Genomic DNA, 22,433 nt, shown 5'->3' on the forward strand with positions numbered 1-22,433 from the left:
TTGCACAAGAAAGTTTGACAGACGATCGCTGGCGGCTTCGGCCGCGAGAGGAAAGTCCGGGCTCCATAGGGCAGGATGCTGGATAACGTCCAGTCAGCGCGAGCTGAAGGCTAGTGCCACAGAAATGGACCGCCGATGGCTGCTGCAGTGCCGCAAGGCTTCTGCAGTTCGCACAGGTAAGGGTGGAACCGTGGTGTAAGAGACCACGAGGAGTCATGGTGACATGATTCCTGGTAAACCCCATTTGGAGCAAGACCTAGAGGAACGCACGTCCCGCGAGGGTCAGCCTTAGCCCGAGGCGCGTTCGGGTTGGTCGCTTGAGCCATGCAGCAATGTATGGCCTAGATAGATGATTGTCGCTTCCATCGTGGGAGGGTGGCTCCCGTTATCACCACCGGAAGTACAGAACCCGGCTTACGGCACACTTTCTTGAAGCCATTTTTACGCAAACGATGCCTATGGAATTCACATGCAAAAACCCGCCTCAGGAGGCGGGTTTTTGTTGTACATACAGCTGGACTTGGGTAAGTAAGGGGAAGCCCTATAAAAAGCTTCACCTGGATATGAAGGGAACGAAGGTTATTGCCGTCTATTGAAACATCTGGCGAATCCACTCGTTCCATTCTTCCTGGCTCATACCGGCATCGGCAGCCGGACTGGCGGAATCGGCAGCGGCTTCTCCGCCGTTCTGCGGGCTGGCGGGCTGAGTTGTTCCTGCGGTGCCTGCACCGGCTGCCGCGGCAGCCCGAAGGGCGGCGGCGACGTCGATGAGGCCGTGCCCATAATACTTGTCATGACCGGCTGTACCCAGATCCGCGCTGGTGCTCTTCATGATATCCATAACTTCCGTATTTTTCAGAGCCGGGTTCACCGAACGGATCAGGCCCGCGAGAGCGGCGGCATGCGGGCTGGCCATCGATGTACCCGATAAGGCGGCATATTGGTTCTGGGGATACGTACTGGCAATGCTGACACCCGGAGCCGATACGGCGATGTAATCTCCATAGTTGGAGAACGTGGCCTTGGCTTTGTTGGCGTCGACCGCAGCGACTCCCAGTACCTCGGGGTAGGCGGCCGGAAAACCGGGACGTTCCGTGTTGTCGTTGCCGCTGGCCGCTACGAGGACTACATCGCGGTCGTACGCATAGCGCACGGCATCGTGCAGGAACTCGGCATCGGCATAGTTGCCGAGGCTCATGTTGATCACCTTGGCCCCGTGGTCCGTCGCCCAGATGATGCCCTGCGCTACGGCGTACGTGCTGCCTGCACCGGTCTGATCGAGCACTTTGACCGGCATGACGCGGTTGTACCAGCTCATGCCGGCAACGCCCAGGTTATTGTTGGTCAAAGCGCCGATGACTCCCGCTACATGGGTTCCGTGGCCCACATCGTCATACGGCTTGCTGTTCGGATCGACGATGTTGATGCCGCTGACGAGCTGGTCCTTGAGGTCAGGGTGATCGATGTCCACCCCAGTGTCGACTACAGCTACGATGACTTCGGAAGATCCTTTGGACACGTTCCAGCCGGCTTCCGTTGCAATCTCCGGCAGGTTGTATTGGTATCTGCGGTACAGTGAATCGTTCGGCGTCAGTACCGCTGCCGGGTCAGCGGCCGGGGATGCAGGCTCCTCGTTCGTCAAGTAGAGGAAGTGAGGCTCGGCATAAGCAATATTCCACTTCTTGAAATAGTCCATAAGCTGCTTCGCATCCATCTTCGTGGATTCGAAGACATAGGTATAGCCGAGCTTATGCACGCTGCCTCCGCCGATCTCCTGTTTCATTGTGGTAAGATCCGACGTGCTCGGCTCCTGCTTGAACCGGACCACCACCTGGTTGACATGATAATGGCTTGTTCCCTCGTTGTCCTCCGGATGATCCACCTTCACATCCTGCAGGGTGCGAGAATCGACGGATTCGACTTTGTAGCGTCCCTCGCTCGGATAGGTGACGAGCCGCAGGTTCTTCTTCTGGTGATCGGCGACCTGCTGAAGAATGTGTTGGCGTACGACGCCAATCACGCCGGCCTGCCCCCCGGCTTCCGGCTCGCCCACGACCAGGTAAGTGCCCCCATCCGCCTGTATGGGAGGGGATTGATACGACCGGCCGCTGTCGACCGCCGCCTTGGCTTTAGCGACATGCTGGGCCGTTGCGGTCCGCACACTCGGCTTCAGGCTGCCATCTGCTGCCGCCATCCGGTCCATGGCCTCGCCTTTGCGGGTGACCAGGAGCAATTCCATGTGCGGATGTTCTTTGCGAAGCGTTTGGAGCATCGTCCGGTTGTCCCCGCCGCTGCGGGCCTTGGCTCCCTGGGCAAGGCGGCGGAGCTCCATGCTGCACTGGGTGCGGCACAGCTCGTCGGTGAGCGCCATATCGCCATTCAGCGTAGCCTGCTTCATCTGAAGCTCAGCCGCCGGCGTGATTTCTTCCGGCGGAGTGATCTTGGCTTTCTCATCCCCTCTCGGGAAGAGAATAGCGACACCGGCGATAATAAGCATTAAGGTCATTGCATGTTTCCACATGGGCGTTTCCCCCTAAGGTGAATATCGAATATCGTGTACCGTTAGATTTTCCCTAGGGGGCTCCAATTCAACAGGTGAAATGTTATCCAAACCGGGGACGAGGCGCTGCGGGTCAATCAACCGTTTAGAGTGACGGAACTCATATTACTTTTGGCAGAGTTTTGTGGTACCATGGGGATAGAGAAAGTCGTTTTGCCATTCCATGTTGTGCTTTTATGTTGAGGAGGTCTTTAAAGCTATGGCAATATTCCAAGTAAAAACCCTTTGTGAAACGACGAGAAACCAGCTGAGCGGCGCGATCGTCAAGATGGAGGAATTCCTGAACGGCCATTCGCTTGCAGAGTTGAATACGGATAATGATGAGGCCATGGAAGAGTTTTATAAGGGGTATCTGGCGGATACGAGACATCTGCTCGTGTTCTCGGATGTGGCTTACGAGAAGCTTGGGGTAGCGCTGCGCCGGCCCAATTTTAATGTAGAATATGCCGAGAAGGTACTCTACGAGGTATACCACAGCTGTGTCAATTCCTTCTTCTATCCGAAGCATGAATGCTATTCCGAGGATGGCCGTTATGCCTATACCGGCCAGGACGCGATCCGCTTCCGGAAGAAGCCGGTGCGTGATGTGCGCGACCTGACGATCGAGCTTTCCAAAGTATTCGAAGTGCTCCGCGACGATCTGTCTTACTACGAAACGGATTATATTACCCAGAAGCGGATGCAAGGCGATAAAGTATAAATCAGTTATCAATCATGGAGCAAGACGGAAGAGGGATGCGATCCAAGCATCCCTCTTTTTGTTTGTACGTGCCGCGGATGCGCTGAAGCGGGACAGCAGCTCTGTGGCAATGAATGAGCTGGCGTCTATGGCAGGAATCCTTCGAGTTCGAGGAAGGCAGCTGGTGCTATCTAACAGGCCGGTTCGGTGATCCTTGCCGCATAGCCGTTCAGGGGGGCGGGCAACCTGACAACGGGGGTGATTCGAATGCCGAATGTCAAATGCAGCGTGTCCAACTGCCAATTCTGGGCGAATGGGAACAACTGCCACGCGAACAACATCATGATCGAAATCGATCAGCACGCCAATCTGGCGTATGATACGGAGTTCGGACTCGATTTCGAAGATCACAAAGACCAGGCCGCCAGCGAGCGGAGCACCTGCTGTCACACGTTCGAACCGAAAAAATAGTCCGGTGAGTGCAGGCCCGAAGTAGGATGGACAACACGCTATCATTTCTTTTCTTATCCTCTTTATGAAAGGATGGGGCAGGCATGAAGAAGAAGTCCAAAGAACGGCAGCCATCAGGCAGCTCGAATGCCGCTGACGGGAACCAGGATTTAGGGTCCCTGCAACAGATCCAAGTGGAGCCTGGGGCAGATACCGAATTCGCCTTGGACGCCGGTACCGCAGCTTCCTCCGGAACGCAGGGAAACTCCTCCATGACAGCGGGGACACGGAGATATCTGGCCGAAATTGCGGCACTTCAGACCCTCGCCGATATTCAGGCGAGGAACCAATCCGCAAATGGCGGGAATGCTGGAGGAAGTCCGGCGAAGGCAGTAGCCAGCGAAGAGTTCTCGTCGGAAGTCGCTCCACCCGTCAATCAAGCGGCCCAGTCTTCGCCGGTAAGCGCCAGTACGGATGCGGCGGCGGCTACTTCCGCATCTGTGGACCATTCGGCCCGCCTGGCCGAAATCTCGGCCCTGCAGGAGCTGTCCGATGAGCAGAGCCGTCTGGATGCGAATGCAGCGCCTGATGCCATAAGCTCGTCTGCATTCTCGGAAGAATACTCGGCAGAGCTTGCGCCGGCGCCTCAAGAGGATCATACCGAGACGATTAGAGAGCTCTCGGCGCTTCAGGCGATGTCCGATGCACAGGCGAGGGCGGACCGGGCAGCAGCTGCTAATCCGGCTGTACCGGCTGCACCGGCGGCACACGAGGAGTATGCGGCAGAGGTGGCGCCGCCGCTTACGACCCACAGCATCCGTCAGCCCGTCTCCAAAGCCGAGGGCCAGGAAAGCGCCGGAGCGACGTCAGCTATGAAATGGATCGGGTATACGGCGATTATCCTGGCCGTCCTTTCCTTGTTCATGGCTCCGGCACTCTTGGGATCTTCCGCCGCACTATTTGGCTTTTTCGCTTTCGTGCTCGGGCAGCGAGCGATCGGAGCTTTATCGATTTTAATCGGTCTTATTTCTTTAGCCGGCTATTTTATTTTAGTGCCCTTATACGCGTAGCCTTACTGCGCATTCAGATCACAGCAGTTGACTCGAGACAAGAAGCAGGCCGCCTAGGCCTGCTTCTTGTCGTTATTTTCCGCATGTGGAGAAAATCGATGCAAAAAAACGGGGATTTGGTTGATTTTAGGCGACTTCCCCTTGAATTAGGGGTGGCTGTGCAGGGCAAAACCGTGTACAATAGGAGGGACAACCGGAAAACAGGAGGAATCCAAGACACCATGAGTATAAATTCCGTATCGGCGATGGACCCCCGGACGATCAAAGAGCTGCTGCAGCTGCAGATGCTGACCAAATCGAGCCTCCTTAGCGGCGGTACCGGTGCAGCCTCTGGAGACGATGGAGACTTCTCTGAACTGTTGAGTCAGCTTGTGGCTATGCAGGAGAATGCTTCGGGAGCTGCAGCGGACAAGCCTGCTCCTTCGATCAAGCCGGCTCTTCTAACCCCGGCAGGCGTGGCGTCAGCCCATGCTGCAACCGGAGCCGGGGAAGCCTCGACCGCTTCGAAAGCAACCAAGCCGACTTCGTTCGATTCCCTCATAGAGGAAGCTGGAAGCAAGTATGGTGTAGATACCAGCCTGATTAAAGGCGTTATTCAAGCAGAGTCTTCTTTTAATCCCAATGCGCAATCGGGTGCGGGAGCCAAGGGACTGATGCAGCTTATGGATGCTACGGGACAGGGGCTTGGCGTACGGGACCCGTTCGATCCCGAGCAGAACATTCAGGGCGGAACGAAATATCTTGCCAATCTGCTGGAGCAATATGACGGCAATACCGGCATGGCGCTGGCTGCGTATAACGGCGGGCCTGCAAGGTTGAAGCGTCTGGGTATTCAGAACGACCAGCAGCTGATGGAGAAAATTCATCTGTTCCCCAAAGAAACGCAGGGGTATGTAAATAAAGTGCTTCAGTTCAAAGAAGGATTCGAGGTCTGATTGCACCTGATTGCACCTCTCATATGAGGGCCAAGTGTTGGCTTCTGCCGGGAAACCGAACCGGCGGCAGTCTCCTTGGTCTTCTTTTCATGGATGGCGATGATTCGTGCCTTACATGGTTATACATAAGTAGGGAGGTACCACATGAAGCTGATTTATATGGATTATGCGGCTACGACGCCGATGGATGAGGAAGTCATTGGGGCCATGGCCGAAGTGATGCGTTCGCATTACGGCAATCCTTCCTCCCTGCACCGCATCGGCGTGGAGGCTGAAGGGCTCGTCAAGCGGTCCAGGCAGACCATTGCGGAAGCGGTGGGCGTACAGCCCGAAGAGATCCGGTTCACCTCCGGGGGGACCGAGAGCAATAACCTGGCGATTCTGGGGGCCGCACGAAGGTACCGCAGCCGCGGCAACCATCTCATTACGACGAAGATCGAGCATGCCTCCGTATACGAAGCTTTCCGCTTGCTGGAGAGCGAGGGGTTCCGCGTCACCTATCTTGGGGTGGATGGTACGGGAGCGGTGCGGATGGAGGAACTGGAGGAGGCGCTTACGGAGGAAACTATTCTGGTCAGCGTCATGGCGGTGAACAATGAAATGGGACGGATCCAGCCGATCGCGGAGATCGGGAAGCTGCTTGGCAAGCGGCCCCGTACCCTCTTCCACGTGGACGCTGTGCAGGCCCTGGGCAGGCTGCCGCTGCATCCGAAGGAGCTCGGCATCGATCTGTTCTCCTGCGCGGCCCATAAGCTGCACGGGCCCAAAGGAGCGGGCTTCCTGTACTGCCGGGAGGGGGTGGAGCTCCAGCCCTTGCTGGCCGGCGGAGGACAGGAAGAGGGATTGCGCCCCGGTACGGAGAACGTTCCCGCACTGGTAGGCATGGCCAAGGCGGTCCGCGTGGCTGTCCAGCGGCAGGCTGAATTCGCCTCCCATACCAGGCGTCTGCGGCTGAAGCTGCTGGAGTGCATCGATTCTGCACCCGCGCTGCGGTACAACGGCTCGCGCGGCAGCGGAGAGATGGCGCCCCATATCTTGCATTTTTCGTATCCCGGTATGAAATCGGAAGTTCTCGTATATGCTTTAGAACAACAAGGAGTCTGCGTGTCCGCACGTTCCGCCTGCTCTTCGGGCACCGAACGGCCAAGCCGTGTCCTGGAAGCAATGGGGGCCTCTTATGCTGTGTCCGTCAGCGGTGTCCGGCTCAGCTTCTCGCTGAGAGAATCGGAGGAGGACATCGAGCGGGTGTGCAGGGCGCTCCGCCAGGTGGTCCAAGAACTGGGCAGCATGGCAGCGGAGCCGCAGAAGGGACGGAGATCATGAGCGCGTGGCATAAAGTGATTCTAAAGCTTGGCGAATTGGTGCTTAAGGGGAGAAACAGGCACAGGTTCGAAAAAACAGTGTACGAGCAGGTCCGGCGCGTGCTGGCCCCATGGCCGGAGATTACGTACCGGAGGGAGTTCGGGCGGATTCTGCTTACGCTGGGCGGTACGTCTTACGAAGACATCCGTCCGCGGCTTGGCAAGGTGCTCGGGCTCGGTTCTTTCTCTCCAGTCCTAACCTGCGGGCTCAGTCTGGAAGAGGTGCAGGAAGCTTCTCTCAAAGCGATGGCCTCCTATGGAGATGGAGAGACCCCTCCAGCAACCTTCAAGGTTAATGTGCGCCGGGTGAACAAGCGCTTCCCCTATGACTCCCAGGAGATGAACCGGCTGGTCGGAGGGCCGATCCTGAGGGCTTATCCCGGGCTGACTGTGGACGTGCATCATCCGGATGTCGAACTCCGTGTCGAACTGCGGGAAGAGGAAGCACTGATCTACTGCATAGCGGATCCCGGAGCGGGAGGGTTCCCGCTGGGCTCCAACGGGAGAGGGATGCTGATGCTCTCAGGGGGAATCGACTCTCCTGTAGCTGGTTTTCTCGCTCTGCGGCAAGGGCTGACGCTCGAAGCGGTGCACTTTCACAGCTATCCGTTCACCAGTGAGAAGTCCCAGGAGAAAGTGAAGGACCTGGCCCGGCAGCTCTGTGCTTATGCCGGCCCGGTGAAGCTGCATATGGTGCCGTTTACGAGTGTCCAGGCGCGGATCCACGAAGCTTACCGGGACAACCTCCTTATTACGATTCTGCGGCGGACGATGATGCGAATTACCGAGAAACTGGCGGAGATCCATGGGGCGGGGGCTATTGTGACCGGCGAGAGCCTGGGGCAGGTGGCCAGCCAGACGCTGTCTTCCATGAATGCGATCGGCCGCGTGGTCGATCTGCCGGTGATCCGGCCTCTGGTCTGTATGGAGAAGGGGGAGATCATCCGGGTCGCGGAGCGCATTAGCACATACGAGACCTCCATCCTGCCTTATGAAGACTGCTGTACGCTCTTCCTTCCGCCGAGCCCGAGCACGAATCCGAACCTGAAGGTCGTGCAAAGCATCGAACGGAATATGTACTGGCTGGAAGAGGAGATCGATAAGGCGGTGAGCGAGACCGAAACCATCCGGATCACCGAGGAAGATAAGAAGCGGGACCGCTACTCATCCTTATTCTAAATATATACAACCTACGGAGGGCGAAGAGAGATGTGGGATTGGTTGTTATTGTTTATGGAAATTATGCTTATCAATGTCGTGCTGAGCGGTGACAATGCCGTAGTCATTGCCATGGCAAGCAAAAACCTGCCGCCGGAACAGCGGCGCCAGGCCGTATGGTGGGGGGCGTTCGGAGCGATCGCCTTGCGGATCGTGCTGACGATAGCCGCAGTCTACATCCTGGACGTTCCGTACATCCACACCCTCGGGGCATTGCTCTTGCTGTGGATAGCGATCAAGCTGCTTACCGATGAAGAAGGCCATTCCAATGTGACGCAGGCTTCTACACTGGGACGGGCCGTATGGACGATCATTGTTGCGGATTTCGTCATGAGCCTGGACAATGTCCTGGCCATAGCGGCCAAGGCGGAAGGGGACAAGGCCGTCATTATTCTCGGTATCGGCCTCAGCGTACCGATCATTATCTGGGGCAGCACGCTGGTGATGAACCTGCTCAAAAAATTCCCGGTGCTGGTGTACCTCGGCGCGGCGATTCTCGGTTTCACGGCAGGGGAGATGATGCTGGCCGATGAAGCGGTCTACCACCGCATCTTCGGCAACCTTAATACGCATATTCTTCCGCTCGCGGGGGCTGCGCTCGTCATACTCTGCGGCCTCATCAAGCGGTTACTGCCTTCAAGACTCCGGGAGAACTGAGGGTGAGGGGACGCGGAGCAGCAAAAGGACCGATTATGAATGTAAGGTAAAATTTTCGACCTTTCTTGCGTTCTTCCCCTTTTTCCCGTATAATGAAGAGTAAATTGTAGCGTCGGCGCTTACGTCCGACGCTTCTTTTGTGGAGAACCAAGAAAGTCGATTGGCTATTTTCATAACTCAGCAGAAATAACCCGGGTTGGTCCCACAGGGCCGCCCAAAATCGAAGAGAGGGTTTTGTGACTAATGCATTCAAGAGACAAGATTCGCAATATCGCCATTATCGCCCACGTTGACCACGGGAAAACGACGCTTGTAGACAAGCTCCTTCAACAGTCCGGTACGTACCGCGACCACGAAGCCGTTCAGGAACGCGCCATGGATTCCAACGATCTTGAACGGGAGCGCGGCATCACGATTCTGGCCAAGAACACGGCGATCAAATACAAAGATTACCTCATCAATATCGTAGATACACCGGGACACGCCGACTTCGGCGGTGAAGTGGAACGGATCATGAAGATGGTTGACGGCGTACTTCTCGTCGTCGACGCGTTCGAAGGCACAATGCCGCAGACCAAATTCGTTCTGCGCAAAGCGCTCGAGCAGCATCTGACGCCAATCGTCGTCGTGAACAAGATCGACCGTCCGAACGCCCGTCCGGCGGAAGTGATCGACGAAGTGCTCGATCTGTTCATCGAGCTCGGAGCGGATGACAACCAGCTCGAATTCCCTGTAGTGTACGCTTCCGCTCTGATGGGAACATCGGGGATGGATGCCGAGAAGCAAGACGAGAACATGCTGGCGCTGTACGAGACGATCGTCTCCCACATTCCTTCCCCGACGGAGAGCGTGGATGAGCCGCTGCAGTTCCTCGTGACGCTGATGGACTACAACGAGTACCTCGGACGTATCGCGATTGGCCGTGTCAACCGCGGTAAGGTCCGTCAAGGCCAATCCATTGCGGTCATTAACCGCGAAGGACAAGTCAAGCAGGCCCGCATCGAGAAGCTCTTCGGCTTCCAAGGGCTGAAGCGCCTCGAGATCGAAGAAGCGGGCGCGGGGGACATTGTCGCCATCGCGGGGATCAAGGACATCAACATCGGGGAGACCATGGCTGATCCGGCCAACCCGGAAGCTCTGCCGGTCCTGAAGATCGACGAGCCTACGCTCCAGATGACATTCCTCGTGAACAACTCCCCGTTCGCCGGACGCGAAGGCAAATGGGTAACTTCCCGCAAGCTGCGTGAGCGTCTGTTCAAAGAACTCGAGACCGATGTTTCCCTGCGCGTGGAAGAGACCGACAGCCCGGATGCATTCATCGTCTCCGGCCGCGGCGAGCTTCACCTGGGGATTCTGATCGAGAACATGCGCCGCGAAGGATTCGAGCTTCAAGTATCGAAGCCTGAGGTTATCATTAAGAACATCGACGGCGCGAAGATGGAACCGATCGAGCGTCTGATCATCGACGTTCCGGAAGAAAGCATGGGCGCGGTCATGGAGAGCCTCGGGACACGCAAAGCCGAGATGGTCAACATGATCAATAACTCCGGCAATGTTCGTCTCGAGTTCCTGATTCCGGCGCGGGGCCTGATCGGCTACCGTACGTACTTCCTGACATTGACACGCGGCTACGGGATCATGAACCATGCGTTCGATTCGTACGGCCCGTATGCAGGCAGCGGCCTCGGCGGCCGTCACGAAGGCGTACTGGTCTCCAGCGAGAACGGGACTTCGACGTTCTACGGCATGATGTCCGTAGAGGATCGCGGTACCTTGTTCCTCGAGCCGGGTTCTGAAGTATATGAGGGCATGATCGTCGGCGAGCACAACCGCGACAACGACATCATCGTCAACATTTGCAAAGAAAAGCAGCTGACCAACGTCCGTTCGGCAACGAAGGAAGATACGGTCAAAATGAAAACACCGCGTCTGTACTCGCTTGAAGGTGCCCTTGAATACCTGAATGATGACGAGTACTGCGAAATTACGCCAAAATCGATCCGTCTGCGCAAAAAGATCCTGAACAAAGGTGAGCGCGAGCGTGCCGAGAAGAACCGTAAGAACGCGGAAGCTAGCGTATAAGACAAGGATTCAAGCGGGAGAGCTCTGAGCAATCAGAGCTTTCTTTGCCATAGAGGAAGATAGAGGGGACGATGGGGTATGACCGAATGGTTCCGCGCCTATCCTGCGCTGACCTGGTTTTTGATTTTTGTGCTGATGTCATTTGTGTATAACCGCGTATTCCGCACACGCAGACTGCCGATCTTGAAAGCGGCTATCGTCTATATCCTGCTGGCCGTATTCTCGGTGGTGCTGCTCGACTTCCAGCTGGCGGGACTGCCGATCGTGGCGAGCATGTCCGTCGCCGTACTGCTCATGTTCATGGTCCGCATCCGCTATTTCGTGGAAGGACGAGGCACGCGCAAGCCGGAATAAGTCATGTTGGCATGTGTGATACCGAGGATGCCGTATGCAGCATGTCTGCGAAAGGGAAAGGGGAGAGCAGGGTGGCTGTTTACTGGCTGGTACCGCTGGACGCCGGGGAACAGGCGGTTGTACTTGGGGCGGACCGCATCCGCCTGGAGCCGGAAGACCGGCGCAGCGCGTTCCTGGATCGGCTTCGAAGCCTTCATCCGCGCCTGCCATTGACCTTCAAGGCCCATCTCCTTCCCGGAGAGGAAGAGGCTGAAGCCTGCGGGCTGGACGCTGCCGATTTGGAATTGTCCGGCGGGGAAAGTATCCGCTTGCGCTATTCCTTCGGTACGGAAGAAGAAGGGTGGATGCTATCCCATTGTGCGGAAGCTTATTTCGACCGGCTGTTGACCCCCGGCGAGATCCGGGAACTGCTGGGGCGGGCAGGTGACCCGGGAGACGAATGGCTGAAGATGATGCGGCTCTGGACCGAACAGGGGCGCGGAATCATTATGCTGAGAGAGGATTGAGAGCGCTTGAATCTGCAGGATGCCTTATTTAATTGGCTTCAGATCTCACTGGTGGCCGCCGCCCGTCCGGATGACAATGCGGCTGCGGAGACCCGGGATTTCTTCGAAGTGATTTTGAGGGAGGATCATGGGCTTCAGAGCTTCTCTTATGCGCTGGATAGAGAGAGGTACCGGATTGATTACATAGCGCAGGGAGAGCCTGGGCTGCAACGGTTTGACGCGGAATTAGCGGGTGGGCTGCTTACGGATATTAATTCCAATCCGAAGTACAATGATTGACATATAACGCGCCGTGTTCCGATAGAATAGATTATCCACAATCGGAAGGGAGCGATCGTGACAACTGCCGGTAGCTGGCTTGCTTTATCCTGTGTTATACTGAATGCAGATGTAGAGATCACCTTTGGTAGGAGGGGAACCTATGGCCGAAACGATCACAGCACTTTCGGAACCACTTTCCGCACCACTACACGATGAACTCTTCGCACTCTGGGGTACGATCGACCATGGTTTCGGTTCGTCCGCTACGCACACGCTGTCCGGGCTTATGGCCATGGACCAAGCGGCTGTCTTCTTCGCCGCGGAAGAGCGTGCCTGTGCGGCATTCGCCATGGAATGCAATCACTCTGTAGAGGTGACCCGGAAGGGCCCCGGCTCCGCACACGCCGTTTACGGACGTGCTCTGACGGTTACAGAGACGCCCCTGGGCGTACCGATCCCGCTTGCCTGCTTTGACCTCGACATCACATGGGTGCATGAGGCCCTCTTTGACGGTGCCTGCACATGCGCACCACCCCTATATGAGAAAACATACATGGAGTGCGCGGCTGAAGAGCCGGACACGCCGGTGTTTCTTGCCATGAAAAAAGCCTAGACAGCACGATGGTCTCAGGCTTTTTTAGAATATCCACAAAAGGCTTGCGTTCGCTCAAGCTCGGTTTTCCGGCACCCGCGTATGCTGTTCGAACTTACCTGCAATCGTCCTCTAGCAAGGACAGTTCTATCGTTACAAGAAATCGCTTCTTCTTACAAGTTGTTGTCTGGTACTTGCGGATTCGCATTAGGCTGTGACCGGTTTGATTGGTTCGGGCTTGTATCGCGGGGAAGCTGGGGGACAATTCGACCTATGATGGCAGCCATCTCTTGAGCAAGGCCGTTCACTCCCCGCCCTTCCCGCATATGCTCCCTAACCTGGCGCAGCCGCTGTGCCAGATCCATATCCGCTGTTACGAGTGCGTCCACACCATACGGATCTTTTTTTAACGCCTCGGCCACAGACAGCTTGATCGTACCTACCTTTGCACGATCCATATCCTGCGGTACGTCGATGCCCACCACCGCCGTATTGCCGAACACGACGCAGTTGGCCCCTTCCACATTTGGAATGCTGGTCGCAATCTGCTCTAACCGGTCGGCGACGGCCTGGGAGTCCGTAATTTCCTTCTTCTGAGGTGCCGTTTGTTTCACTTGTACCTGCCGGTTCGCATCATCTGTCTGAGAGGGGGAAGCTCCATTCCTTGGTGATTGGTTACAACCAGATACAGCAGCGGACAACAACAGCAGCACCGCGGCAAACTTCCTCATAGTCCATCTTCCTTTCTATACGGCATCAGCTTTGGTTAGTTTGTCCTGACGGGCTGGATCTATGTATTCTCGCTCAAGCAAAGCCAAACACCATACCTGGGAGGGACTCGCCATGAAGAAAATTTATGTGCTGGATACCAATGTGCTGCTGCAGGATCCCAATGCGGTCTATGCTTTTGAAGATAATGAAGTGGTTATACCGGCGGTGGTGCTCGAAGAGATCGATTCCAAGAAGCGCAACGCCGATGAACTGGGCCGCAATGCAAGGCACATCTCCCGGATGCTGGACGGACTCCGCAGCGGCGGCCGGCTGTTCGAAGGAATCGAGCTTCCAAGCGGCGGCAGCCTGAAAGTGGAGCTTAATCATAAAAGCTTCGCGAAGCTGCAGGAAACCTTCGCGGAAGCGACGAATGACAACCGCATACTGGCGGTAGCCCTGAATTATCATTTGGAAGAGAAGGAAAAGCCGCAGCCGCGGCCGGTCATTCTGGTAAGTAAGGACGTGTTGGTGCGGATCAAGGCGGACGTGCTGGGCATCACAGCGGAAGACTACCTGACGGACCGGGTTGTGAATGTGGCAGGCGATATTTATTCAGGCCATCTGACCATCCATGCCCACCCTTCCGTTATCGACGAATTCTATACGTACCGGTATTTGAACGCGAATTCGCTGAATCTGGCGTACCCCCTTCACCCGCACGAGTTCGTCATTTTGAAGGACGAGATGGGCTCAAGCAAGTCTGCCCTGTTGAAGGTGGGCGGTGACGGCAAGAAGCTGGAACCGCTGTTCCTCAGCAACGACCCCATATGGGGGATCGCAGCGCGCAACGCCCAGCAGCGAATGGCGCTCGAGCTGCTTCTGAACGACGAGATTCCGCTCGTTACCCTGACGGGTAAAGCGGGTACGGGCAAGACGCTACTGACGCTGGCGGCAGGTCTGATGAAGGTGGAGGATGAACGCAAGTACAAGAAGCTGCTCATCGCAAGACCGGTGGTGCCCATGGGCAAGGATATCGGTTACCTGCCAGGCGAGAAGGAAGAGAAGCTTCGTCCCTGGATGCAGCCGATCTACGATAACCTGGAGTTTCTCTTCGATACCAAAAAGCCTGGGGACATCGACAAAGTGCTTGCCGGACTCGGCAGCATCCAGGTCGAAGCACTCACATATATCCGGGGGCGTTCCATCCCGGGCCAGTTCATTATCATCGACGAAGCGCAGAACCTCTCGAAGCATGAGATCAAGACGATTGTCTCACGGGTCGGAGAGGGCAGCAAGATCGTCCTGCTCGGCGATCCGGAGCAGATCGACCATCCTTATCTCGACGCTTCGAGCAACGGCCTGACCTACGTGGTGGAGCGCTTCAAGGAGCAGGCCATCTCCGGCCATATCATGCTCGAACGCGGCGAACGCTCCCATCTTGCCCAGCTGGCGGCAGATTTGCTGTAGGCGGCGGAGAACCGGACTTCCCCCGTCAACAGAGCAGAGAGCGTTACAAGACAAAGCCCCTTTCCCGCGGGTCCCCGCCGGGAAAGGGGCTTTGCTATGTCGCAGATTATACCCTGACCGCTGACACTGACGGACCAGGACAAGTAGAGGTGCAGGGCACAGCTCCAGAGGGAGGCCGCTATGCCTCATGCCTCTGCGGGCCGGTGAAGCCAAACGGCTCTGCAGCCATAGGCCCGGGCTATGCCTTCGGCCAGCTCCGCCTGGTGGGCTTGTACGGCGTAGACGGGGTCTCCTGCATCCTCCAACCAATCGGCCAGCAGGTGTTCCTGAAGCTGCAGGACGGCCTGTGAGGGTTCGCTGGGGCGGCCTGTCTCCGCTTCCGGTTCAAGCCGGAAGCAAGCAAGGAAGCCGGCAGGGATATAGGCTCGTTCCAGGCGGCTGAGAAATCCGTAATCGCTGAACTCCGGATACGTATGCACAGGGGAGGGCAGCTGCAGCACCTCTTCGAATTCGTAGGGTACCGCATACTTCTGCATCAGCGGAACGGCAGCGTCGCGGTCGTCTGCCGAGGCGAAGATGAGCGTTTCTTTCTCCCGGTCCAGAAGCCGGGTCCGTCCGGCAAGGCCCTTCACGATCTGGGCATAATAGCCGGCTCGTTGATCCTCCGGGAGCTCCATATGCAGGGCATAGGCAAGGGTTAACGGCATGGGCGGGCACGATCCTTTCGGGAGCGGAGGGAGGCGGTGCACAGTTCCGCTGTGTCATGATTCCATTATGCGGCACAAAAGCCGGCTGCCGCAACCCATCAGGTTACAGTGCCAGCTTCAGGATAATATTCAGCTTGCCTGTCTCCAGCTTCACGCCCGCCGTCTGAAATTTCAGGAAAGGAGAGGGGACGAGCTGAGGATAGATGCCAAGGTCAAATTCCTTCTCGAACGCCTCGATGGTCGTGTCGGGCAGTTGAAAGCCGTTATACTCCAGCTTCTCGGTCCGAAAACGAATGTAGGGTTTCTCCGGATCCCCGCCTTTGAGCGCCATCTCATAGCGGCCTTCCAGGCTTACTTCCGTATGATCCCGGGTACCGGCCGCCGTAATCCGGCCCTCCCCGAAACGAAAACGGATATCCCGGAACAGTTCGTTCTTCTCCAGCAGAAAGCTGTTGAGCTCCGAGTCCGTAATCCCGAAGGAAGCGTTCAATCCATCCAGCGTCAGCTGTCCTTTGGAGCCCGCGCCTGCCGGCCCGGCCGGGTTCATGACGGCGTCCGGCAGTTCCTTCATGGCCTGCGCCAGAGCGCGGAAGTAAGTGCGGAAAAGCGGAATGCCTTCCTCGCGCCAAGCTTCGCTCAGCTTCTGCATCTCGAGCTGTACTTGCCCCGCCTCGGATGACCTCGCGAGCCCGGCGTTCACTTCCTCTTGGAGGGCGGCGAGCCGGGCCCGCTGCTGCACATAGCGTTCCTTCGTTTCGGCCAGCCGGCGACTGTCCTCTTGCAGTTCGGCTCTGCGCCGCTTCAACTCCTCCCATGCCGCCGTATGCCGGCTTAAGGCTTCCCGGTCACGGGCTAGGATGGTCTGGAGGTACTCCATGACCGTCAGCACATCCCGGAAGGACCGCACGGAGAAGAGCAGCCCCCACAGCGAGTCGCGCTCTCCCGTATCGTAAGCGCGGATTACTCTTGCCGCATGCTTCTTAGCCTGGTCGGAAGCGGTTTTCGCCTTCTCGATCTCCTGTCCGGCTTCCGCGACCTTCTCCTGCAGGCTGGTTTCCTCTACGGCGATTCGGGCGATCTCCTGATCGATTTCGTAGACGTGCAGCCCTTTTTGAAGGAGCTGCTTGTCCTCGGCCGACATCTCCGTGCGGAGCTCCCCGGCATGGGCTGTTCCCCAGCCTGCCGCTATACCGGCTAGAAGTGTACCTGTCCATATCCATGTTCGCCACTTCACCGCATGTCCCTCCATCCCTTATAGAATAAGAGTATCGGAGGATTTTGGAATTCATGACAACAAAATTCCTGACAAAGCGAACAGAGCCGGAGGGGCGGTGGTTTAACGGACTGCCGGCTGCCCTTGGAGCAGGTCGCTCGCACTCTTGACTTTATCCGGAACGTTCCGCGTGAAGGCCGCAGGCTGATTGATGTCGGTCGTATGATAAGTCCAAGCGAGGGCGTGTTGGTTGTCCGGATGAGTGTCGGTTGTGAAGAAGAGTCTGCCCTCCTGTCCTTCGAGGAAGCCCTGTGCATCGATATCCAGAGCGATAGATCCGGGGGCTTTCAGATTGAGCAAGCCGGCGGATTTCTTCCACTGGTCGGTCTGCGCCGGGCTCCCGAGTCCGTTCTTGACGAGTTCGTCGAGCAGAGCCGGCACGATGCCCGTTACATAGGCTTCAACGTCCTCCCGGTTGTTGTCCGTAATCCGGATGTCCATGCGTTTGCCGCCGGTATTGGCAGGGGGGCCCTCTTCGTCAATCCAACCGGCATTGAGGCCTTCCAGCAGACGCCGGTTCATCAGGGCGGAGAGGTGTCCGGTATCTTTAAGCCGCTCCGGCTGCTGCAGAGAAAACATCAGGTATTCGTCGGGTGCATTCAAAGCTGGCAAGTGGATATAGAGTTTGTTATCTTGGAGAAGAAGCGGGAGCTTGATGGGTTCTTCCGCATCCTTGGGCTTGATGGTGATATCGGCTTCCACACGGACGGGCTCCTCCAAGGAGGTCACTCCTTTATATTCGATCGAAGCTTCTTTGAAGAGGGACAGCATGGCTGTAGTCAGCGGAGGCAGTCCTTCGAACAAGGAGGGATGAAGTGCAAGCTCGGCATGGCCGGAGAAGCGGTAGGTCTTGATTTCCTCTTGCTTGGAAGCGGCCTGCATAAGCTCTTGTTTCAGCTGATCGTGATCAGTGCAGCCGGAGGCAAGCAGCAGAGCCGCTCCCATGGTGAGCGTACGCAGCAGCGCGGCGGATGTATTCAAAAAAGGTCACTCCTTCTTGGTATGAAGCGATAGTGGGAATGAAAAGCCCCTCAGGCCCTCATCTATTATAAAGAACGAATAGGGGTTTGTCTTGGGTATTATTGGGGAGGTTGGTGTCCATGTTTTTTTTATCACATGGGGGGCAGGAAGACGGGAACAAACCGGCGTACGGGCCGCTGCTTGGTCTGATCCGGGAGCGGATGGCTAGGGAAGGAGGCGTGATCTCCTTCCGGGATTATATGCAGATGTGCCTATATCAAGAAGAGCTCGGGTATTACATGAGAGAGGAGGAGAAGATTGGCCGCCGCGGTGATTTCTATACGGCCGCTTCAGTAGGGAGCCTGCTTGGCGAGTCGATCGCCGCTTATGCAGCTGGGTTCGCTGCAGAGAGGCAGGTAGGCTGGACACTGGCCGAGTGGGGTGGAGGCAGCGGCCGGCTCGCGGGACAAGTGCTGGACTCGCTGCAGGGGGAGTACCCGGCGTTATACGAACGGATGACCTTCGTCAGCGTGGAGACGAGCCCGTATCACCGTAAGCTGCAGGCTGCCGCTTGGGAAGCCCATCGGAGCCGCGTCCGCTTCATGAGCGAAGAGGAGTGGCTGGGCGGGGGGCAATGGCCGCACGCGCTGGTCTACTCGAACGAGCTGCCGGATGCCATGCCGGTATACCGCGTCATCCGCCGGGGCTCCGAATGGCATGAGCTGGCCGTAGGATGGGATGAGGCGGCAGGACGGCTGACCGAGGTGGAGAGGCCTGTCGGGGAAGGGGAGCTTAGACGCTTCGTGGAACGGGAGGCGCTGCCGCTGCGGGAGGGACAGCGCTTCGAAGTTCCGCTCGATGCTTTGGCTTGGCTGCGGCGGTTGGCAGGATCGATCGCGGCGGGCAGCACCGTGCTCACCATCGATTACGGCTGCGAACGAGAAGAGCTCTATGCGCAGCACCGTATGAACGGGACGCTGCTCTGCTACCGCGCTCATCAGGCTTCGGACACGCCGCTCGAGGAGCCCGGCAGCCGGGATATCACTTCGCATGCCAACTTCAGCGCGCTGATCGATGAGGGGCTCCGCAGCGGGCTTATGGCGGAGGCGCTTCTGACGCAGAAGGAATTCCTTGTGCGGTATGGAGAGGCGCTGGGTAAACTGCAGGACCACGAAGCGAGAGATCCGTTCTCCGCAGCGGCACGGCGCAACCGCGCAATCCGGCAGCTGCTGCTCAGTGACGGGATGGGCGAGCTGTTCCAGGTATTGATCCAAAAAAAAGGTGAACCGCGCTGAAGAGAGCGGTTCACCTTTTTTTTGGACTGACAGACCGTTTCATTCGCTATCGCTCATGTGCCGGTGCCCGTCATTCGTGATAAATGCGCACCGCTCCTCACGGAAGGCACCGTCATTTATCTTATCATCCGAAACCGAAGGCGTCGGAGGGTTTGTCCTACACGTGCATTTTGAAGAAGGACCAATACGTGAACCCTGTAAACGACAGGATCATGTATCCCCAGAAAATCAATATGTAGGCACGTTCGGACAATTTCATGTATCCTAAGAGCATGAAAATCGCCGTTTGGGCAAAAAAGATCAATGCCATCGGGATAAAGTCGCCGGCGAGCGCCGCGAGCCCGATCACAAGTGTCCAAAAGCCAAGAACACGAAACATGCGATCCATCCTGCATCCCCCTCTCTTCAGTCAACATTACCAAACTTTACGTACTAACCAACATTATAGCGAAAGCACCCTTCAGTGTAAATCCGCAAACCGTGACGATTTTAAGTCATTTGGGGAGGACTTCTTCCTTAGCGTATCCTTTTTCGACGGGAATGATGTATGGCCGGCTGTAAAATTGGCAATACAAAATACTAGAAAAGTATTCTATGAACTCTACCATGGGCATAGAGATAAAGTAACGCAACACATTCATGCAGCAACGATCATAGATGTGGGGAAAACGCCCCCGGGGTTAGGAGGACGGCTTCGATGACGGCCATTAGACAAGACGCTTGGAGCGAAGAAGACGATTTGATCTTGGCGGAGGTGACACTCCGGCATATTCGCGAAGGGAGCACGCAGCTCTCCGCCTTCGAAGAAGTCGGCGAGAAGATCGGCAGAACGGCTGCTGCCTGCGGATTCCGCTGGAATTCATTTGTCCGCAAAAAATATGACGCGGCTATCGGTATCGCCAAAGCCCAGCGCCAAAAGCGCAATCAGCACAAGAAGCAGGCGGCCCCGGTATTTGCAACCGTGGCATCGGGTGCGGCCGCCACGTTGGCGGAATCCGGAGGACGCAGCGAAGGATTCGTTGAAGAGCTCTCCGTTGATGCGGTGATCCGCTTCTTGCGCCAATGGAAGGGCAGCTATCAGGAGATGGCCCGTCATATCCGCCAGCTCGAGAAAGAGCTCGGAGACAAACAGGATGAGCTGGATCGTCTGCGCCGGGTCAATGATGAGCTCAGCCGGCAGGTGAACGATACCGCTACGGATTACCGGGTAGTGAATGATGATTACAAAGCACTCATTCAGATCATGGACCGTGCCCGTAAGCTGGCGTTCCTGACGGAAGAAGAGGAAGAGAATAAGGCCCGCTTCAAGATGGACGAGAATGGGAACTTGGAGCGGATCGAGTAGCAAGATCTATGGATCGGCAAGAAACGCATACATACCCCACATGAAAGAAAGTATACGTAACTGGCTCCCGACCATGCGCTCTGCGCTGGATGTCCGGGGGCTTTTTGTTGTTACACAAAAGCAGGGCGCGGCTGGCGAGTGTAGCAATCCGGGGGGGCGATTTGCTATGATGAACCTCATCAAAGCGAAAGAACGGGAGGCAGTCCGCATGAACGCAAGAGTAACGGTGGTGGGAGGCGGGGCGCTCGGCATGCTGTTCGGAGGCCGGCTTGCCGCTTCCGGTACCGAGGTGGAGCTGGTGGTGCGCCGGAAGGAACAGGCGGAACGGCTGGCGTCGGAGGGCCTGCATCTTCATGAATCTTCTGCGGGGAAGGAGAATCTTCCTCTGCAAGTACGACCGTCGGTCCGGCTTATGGACGGGGGGCGGCTCCCGGGGGAGGAAGGGGGCGCTGATCAGCCGCCATCGCAATGGGTGCTGCTTGCGGTGAAGCAGACGGCAATCACCCCGGAGTTCTGCGAGAAGCTTGTAGGGATCGTTCCGCCGGGCGCGGGAGTGGTATGTCTGCAGAATGGCATAGGACATGCGGAGGTGCTGTCGGAGGTGCTGCCAAGGGAGCGGATCCTGCTCTCCGTAACGACCGAAGGGGCCCTACAACGATCGGATACGGCTGCCGTGCACACCGGGGGCGGCACCACCTGGATCGGTTCCCTGTTGGAGCAGGGGGGCGTTCCGGAGGATGAGCAAAAAAAACTGGCGTCTCTGCTTCTCCGAGCAGGATTCCGGGCCGAGGTGTCGAACAACATCCAACAACGGGTGTGGCAGAAGCTGCTGACCAATGCGGCTATCAATCCGTTGACGGCCATCCTGAAGGTGACGAACGGCGAGCTGCCACAGCTCCCCGGCATTGCTCATCTTATGAAGGAACTGTTGTCCGAGGGAGAGAAGCTGGCTGCCCTGCGGGGAATCTCGCTGGATGCCGATCTCTGGGAACAGGTGCTGGCGGTATGCCGGGCCACGGCATCCAACCGGTCCTCCATGCTGCAGGATATCCTATCCGGGCGGCGCACCGAGATCGGGGCGATTAACGGAGGTTTGCTCCGCGCAGCGGCAGCGGAGGGGATCCGGCTGCCTGCCAACGAAACCGTGTTTGCCCTTGTCCGCGCACTGGAGGAGAAGGGGGATGCGGATAAGCGGTGCCCGTAACCATACTGAAAGAATCGGGGGATGAAGAGTGGTCGTACTGCTGCAGTGGCTCCAACAGCTTTACCTGTTCCTTGCGCTGGTGCCTTTCGCCGCGTTCCTGCTCACCTGGGGGGCGGTCTATGGCATCACGCGGGACAAACGCAAAGCAACACACTACAGCATGGATATCACCTCTGTGTTCCTGATCGGTTCGGTAGCCGTGATGAGCAGGAACATCTTCGGTTCGGGGATGCTCGGCTGGACTGTGGTTCTGGTCTTTCTCGTAGCGGCCGGGCTGCTCGGCAACATGCAGAACCGCAAACGGGGCAAGGTTGATCTGGTGCGCATCGCAAGGACGCTGGGCAGGCTCGGATTTGTATTCTTGTCCGCGTGCTATGTTTTGCTGCTGCTCGTCGGTATTGGCAAATATATGATTATCTAAAAATACAGGAATAGTCGGGATTCGACATCTGAATAGTTTTGCATTATACTGGGGGAGTCTATGAATAGGCTCCCTTTTCCATTTTTGCGAATACCTGGGACTCGGAAAAAAATGTTTGTGGATTTTATTAACCTGTGGTTGTATAATTTCTATCTGGCAACGTTTTCACTTCGTATAGGTTGTTTACAACTTGATTTAAATTCGTTATTATCTATTCTATATTCTTTGTGTCATGCTTATGTAATGAATATTCACATGACATTAACTTCTATAATATTACATAATTCCTCATGTGAACCTATCTACCCTGAAGTCATGAACGATT

General features: G+C 56.7%; 23 protein-coding genes and 1 other RNA gene. 18 read left to right on the forward strand and 6 right to left on the reverse strand.

What is annotated here, in order from left to right; all coding sequences use genetic code 11:
• The first annotated feature begins 9 nt into the window (after nt 1-9).
• Nucleotides 10-432: RNase P RNA component class A (rnpB, locus tag O9H32_RS04515), an RNA gene on the forward strand.
• A 157-nt stretch (nt 433-589) separates the two neighbouring features.
• Here the strand turns inward: rnpB and O9H32_RS04520 are convergent.
• Complete coding sequence (locus O9H32_RS04520) at nt 590-2,521, reverse strand: S8 family peptidase (protein WP_269864673.1); 1,932 nt, start codon at nt 2,519-2,521, stop codon at nt 590-592.
• Nucleotides 2,522-2,759: 238 nt separating this feature from the next.
• Here O9H32_RS04520 and O9H32_RS04525 point away from each other — a divergent pair, with 238 nt between their 5' ends.
• From O9H32_RS04525 to O9H32_RS04580, 12 genes are all read left to right on the forward strand, one after another.
• The gene (locus O9H32_RS04525; RefSeq protein ID WP_269864674.1) at nt 2,760-3,260 is read left to right on the forward strand and encodes a YpuI family protein; all 501 of its coding nucleotides are present in this window, start codon (nt 2,760-2,762) and stop codon (nt 3,258-3,260) included.
• Between the two features lie 246 nt (nt 3,261-3,506).
• Nucleotides 3,507-3,710, forward strand: a complete 204-nt coding sequence (locus tag O9H32_RS04530; protein WP_269864675.1) for a DUF1540 domain-containing protein — start codon at nt 3,507-3,509, stop codon at nt 3,708-3,710.
• Between the two features lie 83 nt (nt 3,711-3,793).
• Entirely contained in the window at nt 3,794-4,759 is a 966-nt protein-coding gene (locus tag O9H32_RS04535) for a hypothetical protein (protein WP_269864676.1), read from the forward strand.
• Between the two features lie 221 nt (nt 4,760-4,980).
• Nucleotides 4,981-5,694 (forward strand): lytic transglycosylase domain-containing protein, encoded by a 714-nt coding sequence (locus O9H32_RS04540; protein WP_269864677.1) that lies wholly within the window; start codon nt 4,981-4,983, stop codon nt 5,692-5,694.
• A 144-nt stretch (nt 5,695-5,838) separates the two neighbouring features.
• Nucleotides 5,839-7,017: a cysteine desulfurase family protein gene (locus tag O9H32_RS04545; protein WP_269864678.1), complete on the forward strand. Its 1,179-nt coding sequence runs from the start codon at nt 5,839-5,841 to the stop codon at nt 7,015-7,017.
• Nucleotides 7,014-8,234 (forward strand): tRNA uracil 4-sulfurtransferase ThiI, encoded by a 1,221-nt coding sequence (gene thiI / locus O9H32_RS04550; protein ID WP_269864679.1) that lies wholly within the window; start codon nt 7,014-7,016, stop codon nt 8,232-8,234. Before O9H32_RS04545 ends, thiI begins: the two co-directional genes overlap by 4 nt.
• Nucleotides 8,235-8,264: 30 nt before the next feature.
• Nucleotides 8,265-8,930: a TerC family protein gene (locus tag O9H32_RS04555; protein ID WP_269864680.1), complete on the forward strand. Its 666-nt coding sequence runs from the start codon at nt 8,265-8,267 to the stop codon at nt 8,928-8,930.
• A gap of 243 nt (nt 8,931-9,173) precedes the next feature.
• On the forward strand, nt 9,174-11,012 hold the full coding sequence (typA, locus tag O9H32_RS04560) for a translational GTPase TypA (protein ID WP_269864681.1): 1,839 nt from the start codon (nt 9,174-9,176) through the stop codon (nt 11,010-11,012).
• Between the two features lie 78 nt (nt 11,013-11,090).
• Complete coding sequence (locus O9H32_RS04565) at nt 11,091-11,366, forward strand: YlaH-like family protein (protein WP_269864682.1); 276 nt, start codon at nt 11,091-11,093, stop codon at nt 11,364-11,366.
• Nucleotides 11,367-11,407: 41 nt separating this feature from the next.
• Nucleotides 11,408-11,872, forward strand: coding sequence for a hypothetical protein (locus O9H32_RS04570; protein WP_269864683.1), 465 nt, complete (start codon nt 11,408-11,410; stop codon nt 11,870-11,872).
• Nucleotides 11,873-11,878: 6 nt separating this feature from the next.
• Nucleotides 11,879-12,151: a hypothetical protein gene (locus O9H32_RS04575; protein ID WP_269864684.1), complete on the forward strand. Its 273-nt coding sequence runs from the start codon at nt 11,879-11,881 to the stop codon at nt 12,149-12,151.
• A gap of 142 nt (nt 12,152-12,293) precedes the next feature.
• On the forward strand, nt 12,294-12,746 hold the full coding sequence (locus O9H32_RS04580; protein ID WP_269864685.1) for a PNPOx family protein: 453 nt from the start codon (nt 12,294-12,296) through the stop codon (nt 12,744-12,746).
• A 152-nt stretch (nt 12,747-12,898) separates the two neighbouring features.
• On the opposite strand, the gene O9H32_RS04585 is transcribed toward O9H32_RS04580, so the two are convergent.
• A complete protein-coding gene (locus O9H32_RS04585) occupies nt 12,899-13,456 on the reverse strand; it encodes a YhcN/YlaJ family sporulation lipoprotein (protein WP_269864686.1) in 558 nt (185 codons plus the stop codon).
• Nucleotides 13,457-13,568: 112 nt separating this feature from the next.
• Here O9H32_RS04585 and O9H32_RS04590 point away from each other — a divergent pair, with 112 nt between their 5' ends.
• A complete protein-coding gene (locus O9H32_RS04590; RefSeq protein ID WP_269864687.1) occupies nt 13,569-14,903 on the forward strand; it encodes a PhoH family protein in 1,335 nt (444 codons plus the stop codon).
• Between the two features lie 185 nt (nt 14,904-15,088).
• On the opposite strand, the gene O9H32_RS04595 is transcribed toward O9H32_RS04590, so the two are convergent.
• The 3 genes from O9H32_RS04595 to O9H32_RS04605 all read right to left on the reverse strand — a co-directional run bounded on the left by O9H32_RS04595 (nt 15,089) and on the right by O9H32_RS04605 (nt 17,864).
• Nucleotides 15,089-15,610 (reverse strand): hypothetical protein, encoded by a 522-nt coding sequence (locus O9H32_RS04595; protein WP_269864688.1) that lies wholly within the window; start codon nt 15,608-15,610, stop codon nt 15,089-15,091.
• Nucleotides 15,611-15,713: 103 nt separating this feature from the next.
• The gene (locus tag O9H32_RS04600; RefSeq protein WP_269864689.1) at nt 15,714-16,844 is read right to left on the reverse strand and encodes a coiled-coil domain-containing protein; all 1,131 of its coding nucleotides are present in this window, start codon (nt 16,842-16,844) and stop codon (nt 15,714-15,716) included.
• Nucleotides 16,845-16,946: 102 nt separating this feature from the next.
• The gene (locus O9H32_RS04605; RefSeq protein WP_269864690.1) at nt 16,947-17,864 is read right to left on the reverse strand and encodes a hypothetical protein; all 918 of its coding nucleotides are present in this window, start codon (nt 17,862-17,864) and stop codon (nt 16,947-16,949) included.
• A gap of 119 nt (nt 17,865-17,983) precedes the next feature.
• On the opposite strand from O9H32_RS04605, the gene O9H32_RS04610 reads away from it, so the two are divergent.
• On the forward strand, nt 17,984-19,138 hold the full coding sequence (locus O9H32_RS04610; RefSeq protein WP_269864691.1) for a class I SAM-dependent methyltransferase: 1,155 nt from the start codon (nt 17,984-17,986) through the stop codon (nt 19,136-19,138).
• A 157-nt stretch (nt 19,139-19,295) separates the two neighbouring features.
• Here O9H32_RS04610 and O9H32_RS04615 read toward each other — a convergent pair whose 3' ends face one another.
• Nucleotides 19,296-19,526 (reverse strand): DUF2626 domain-containing protein, encoded by a 231-nt coding sequence (locus O9H32_RS04615; RefSeq protein ID WP_014371645.1) that lies wholly within the window; start codon nt 19,524-19,526, stop codon nt 19,296-19,298.
• 309 nt (nt 19,527-19,835) lie between these two features.
• Between O9H32_RS04615 and O9H32_RS04620 the strand changes: the two genes are divergently transcribed.
• From O9H32_RS04620 to O9H32_RS04630, 3 genes are all read left to right on the forward strand, one after another.
• Nucleotides 19,836-20,483, forward strand: a complete 648-nt coding sequence (locus O9H32_RS04620; protein ID WP_269864692.1) for an RsfA family transcriptional regulator — start codon at nt 19,836-19,838, stop codon at nt 20,481-20,483.
• Between the two features lie 208 nt (nt 20,484-20,691).
• Nucleotides 20,692-21,687 carry a ketopantoate reductase family protein gene (locus O9H32_RS04625; protein ID WP_269864693.1) on the forward strand — a complete coding sequence of 332 codons (996 nt, stop codon included), beginning with the start codon at nt 20,692-20,694 and terminating at the stop codon, nt 21,685-21,687.
• Between the two features lie 28 nt (nt 21,688-21,715).
• Nucleotides 21,716-22,108, forward strand: a complete 393-nt coding sequence (locus O9H32_RS04630; protein ID WP_269864694.1) for a DUF3397 domain-containing protein — start codon at nt 21,716-21,718, stop codon at nt 22,106-22,108.
• The last annotated feature ends 325 nt before the right edge of the window (nt 22,109-22,433 follow it).

Source organism: Paenibacillus caseinilyticus (assembly GCF_027533645.1).
GTDB lineage: Bacteria > Bacillota > Bacilli > Paenibacillales > NBRC-103111 > Paenibacillus_G > Paenibacillus_G caseinilyticus.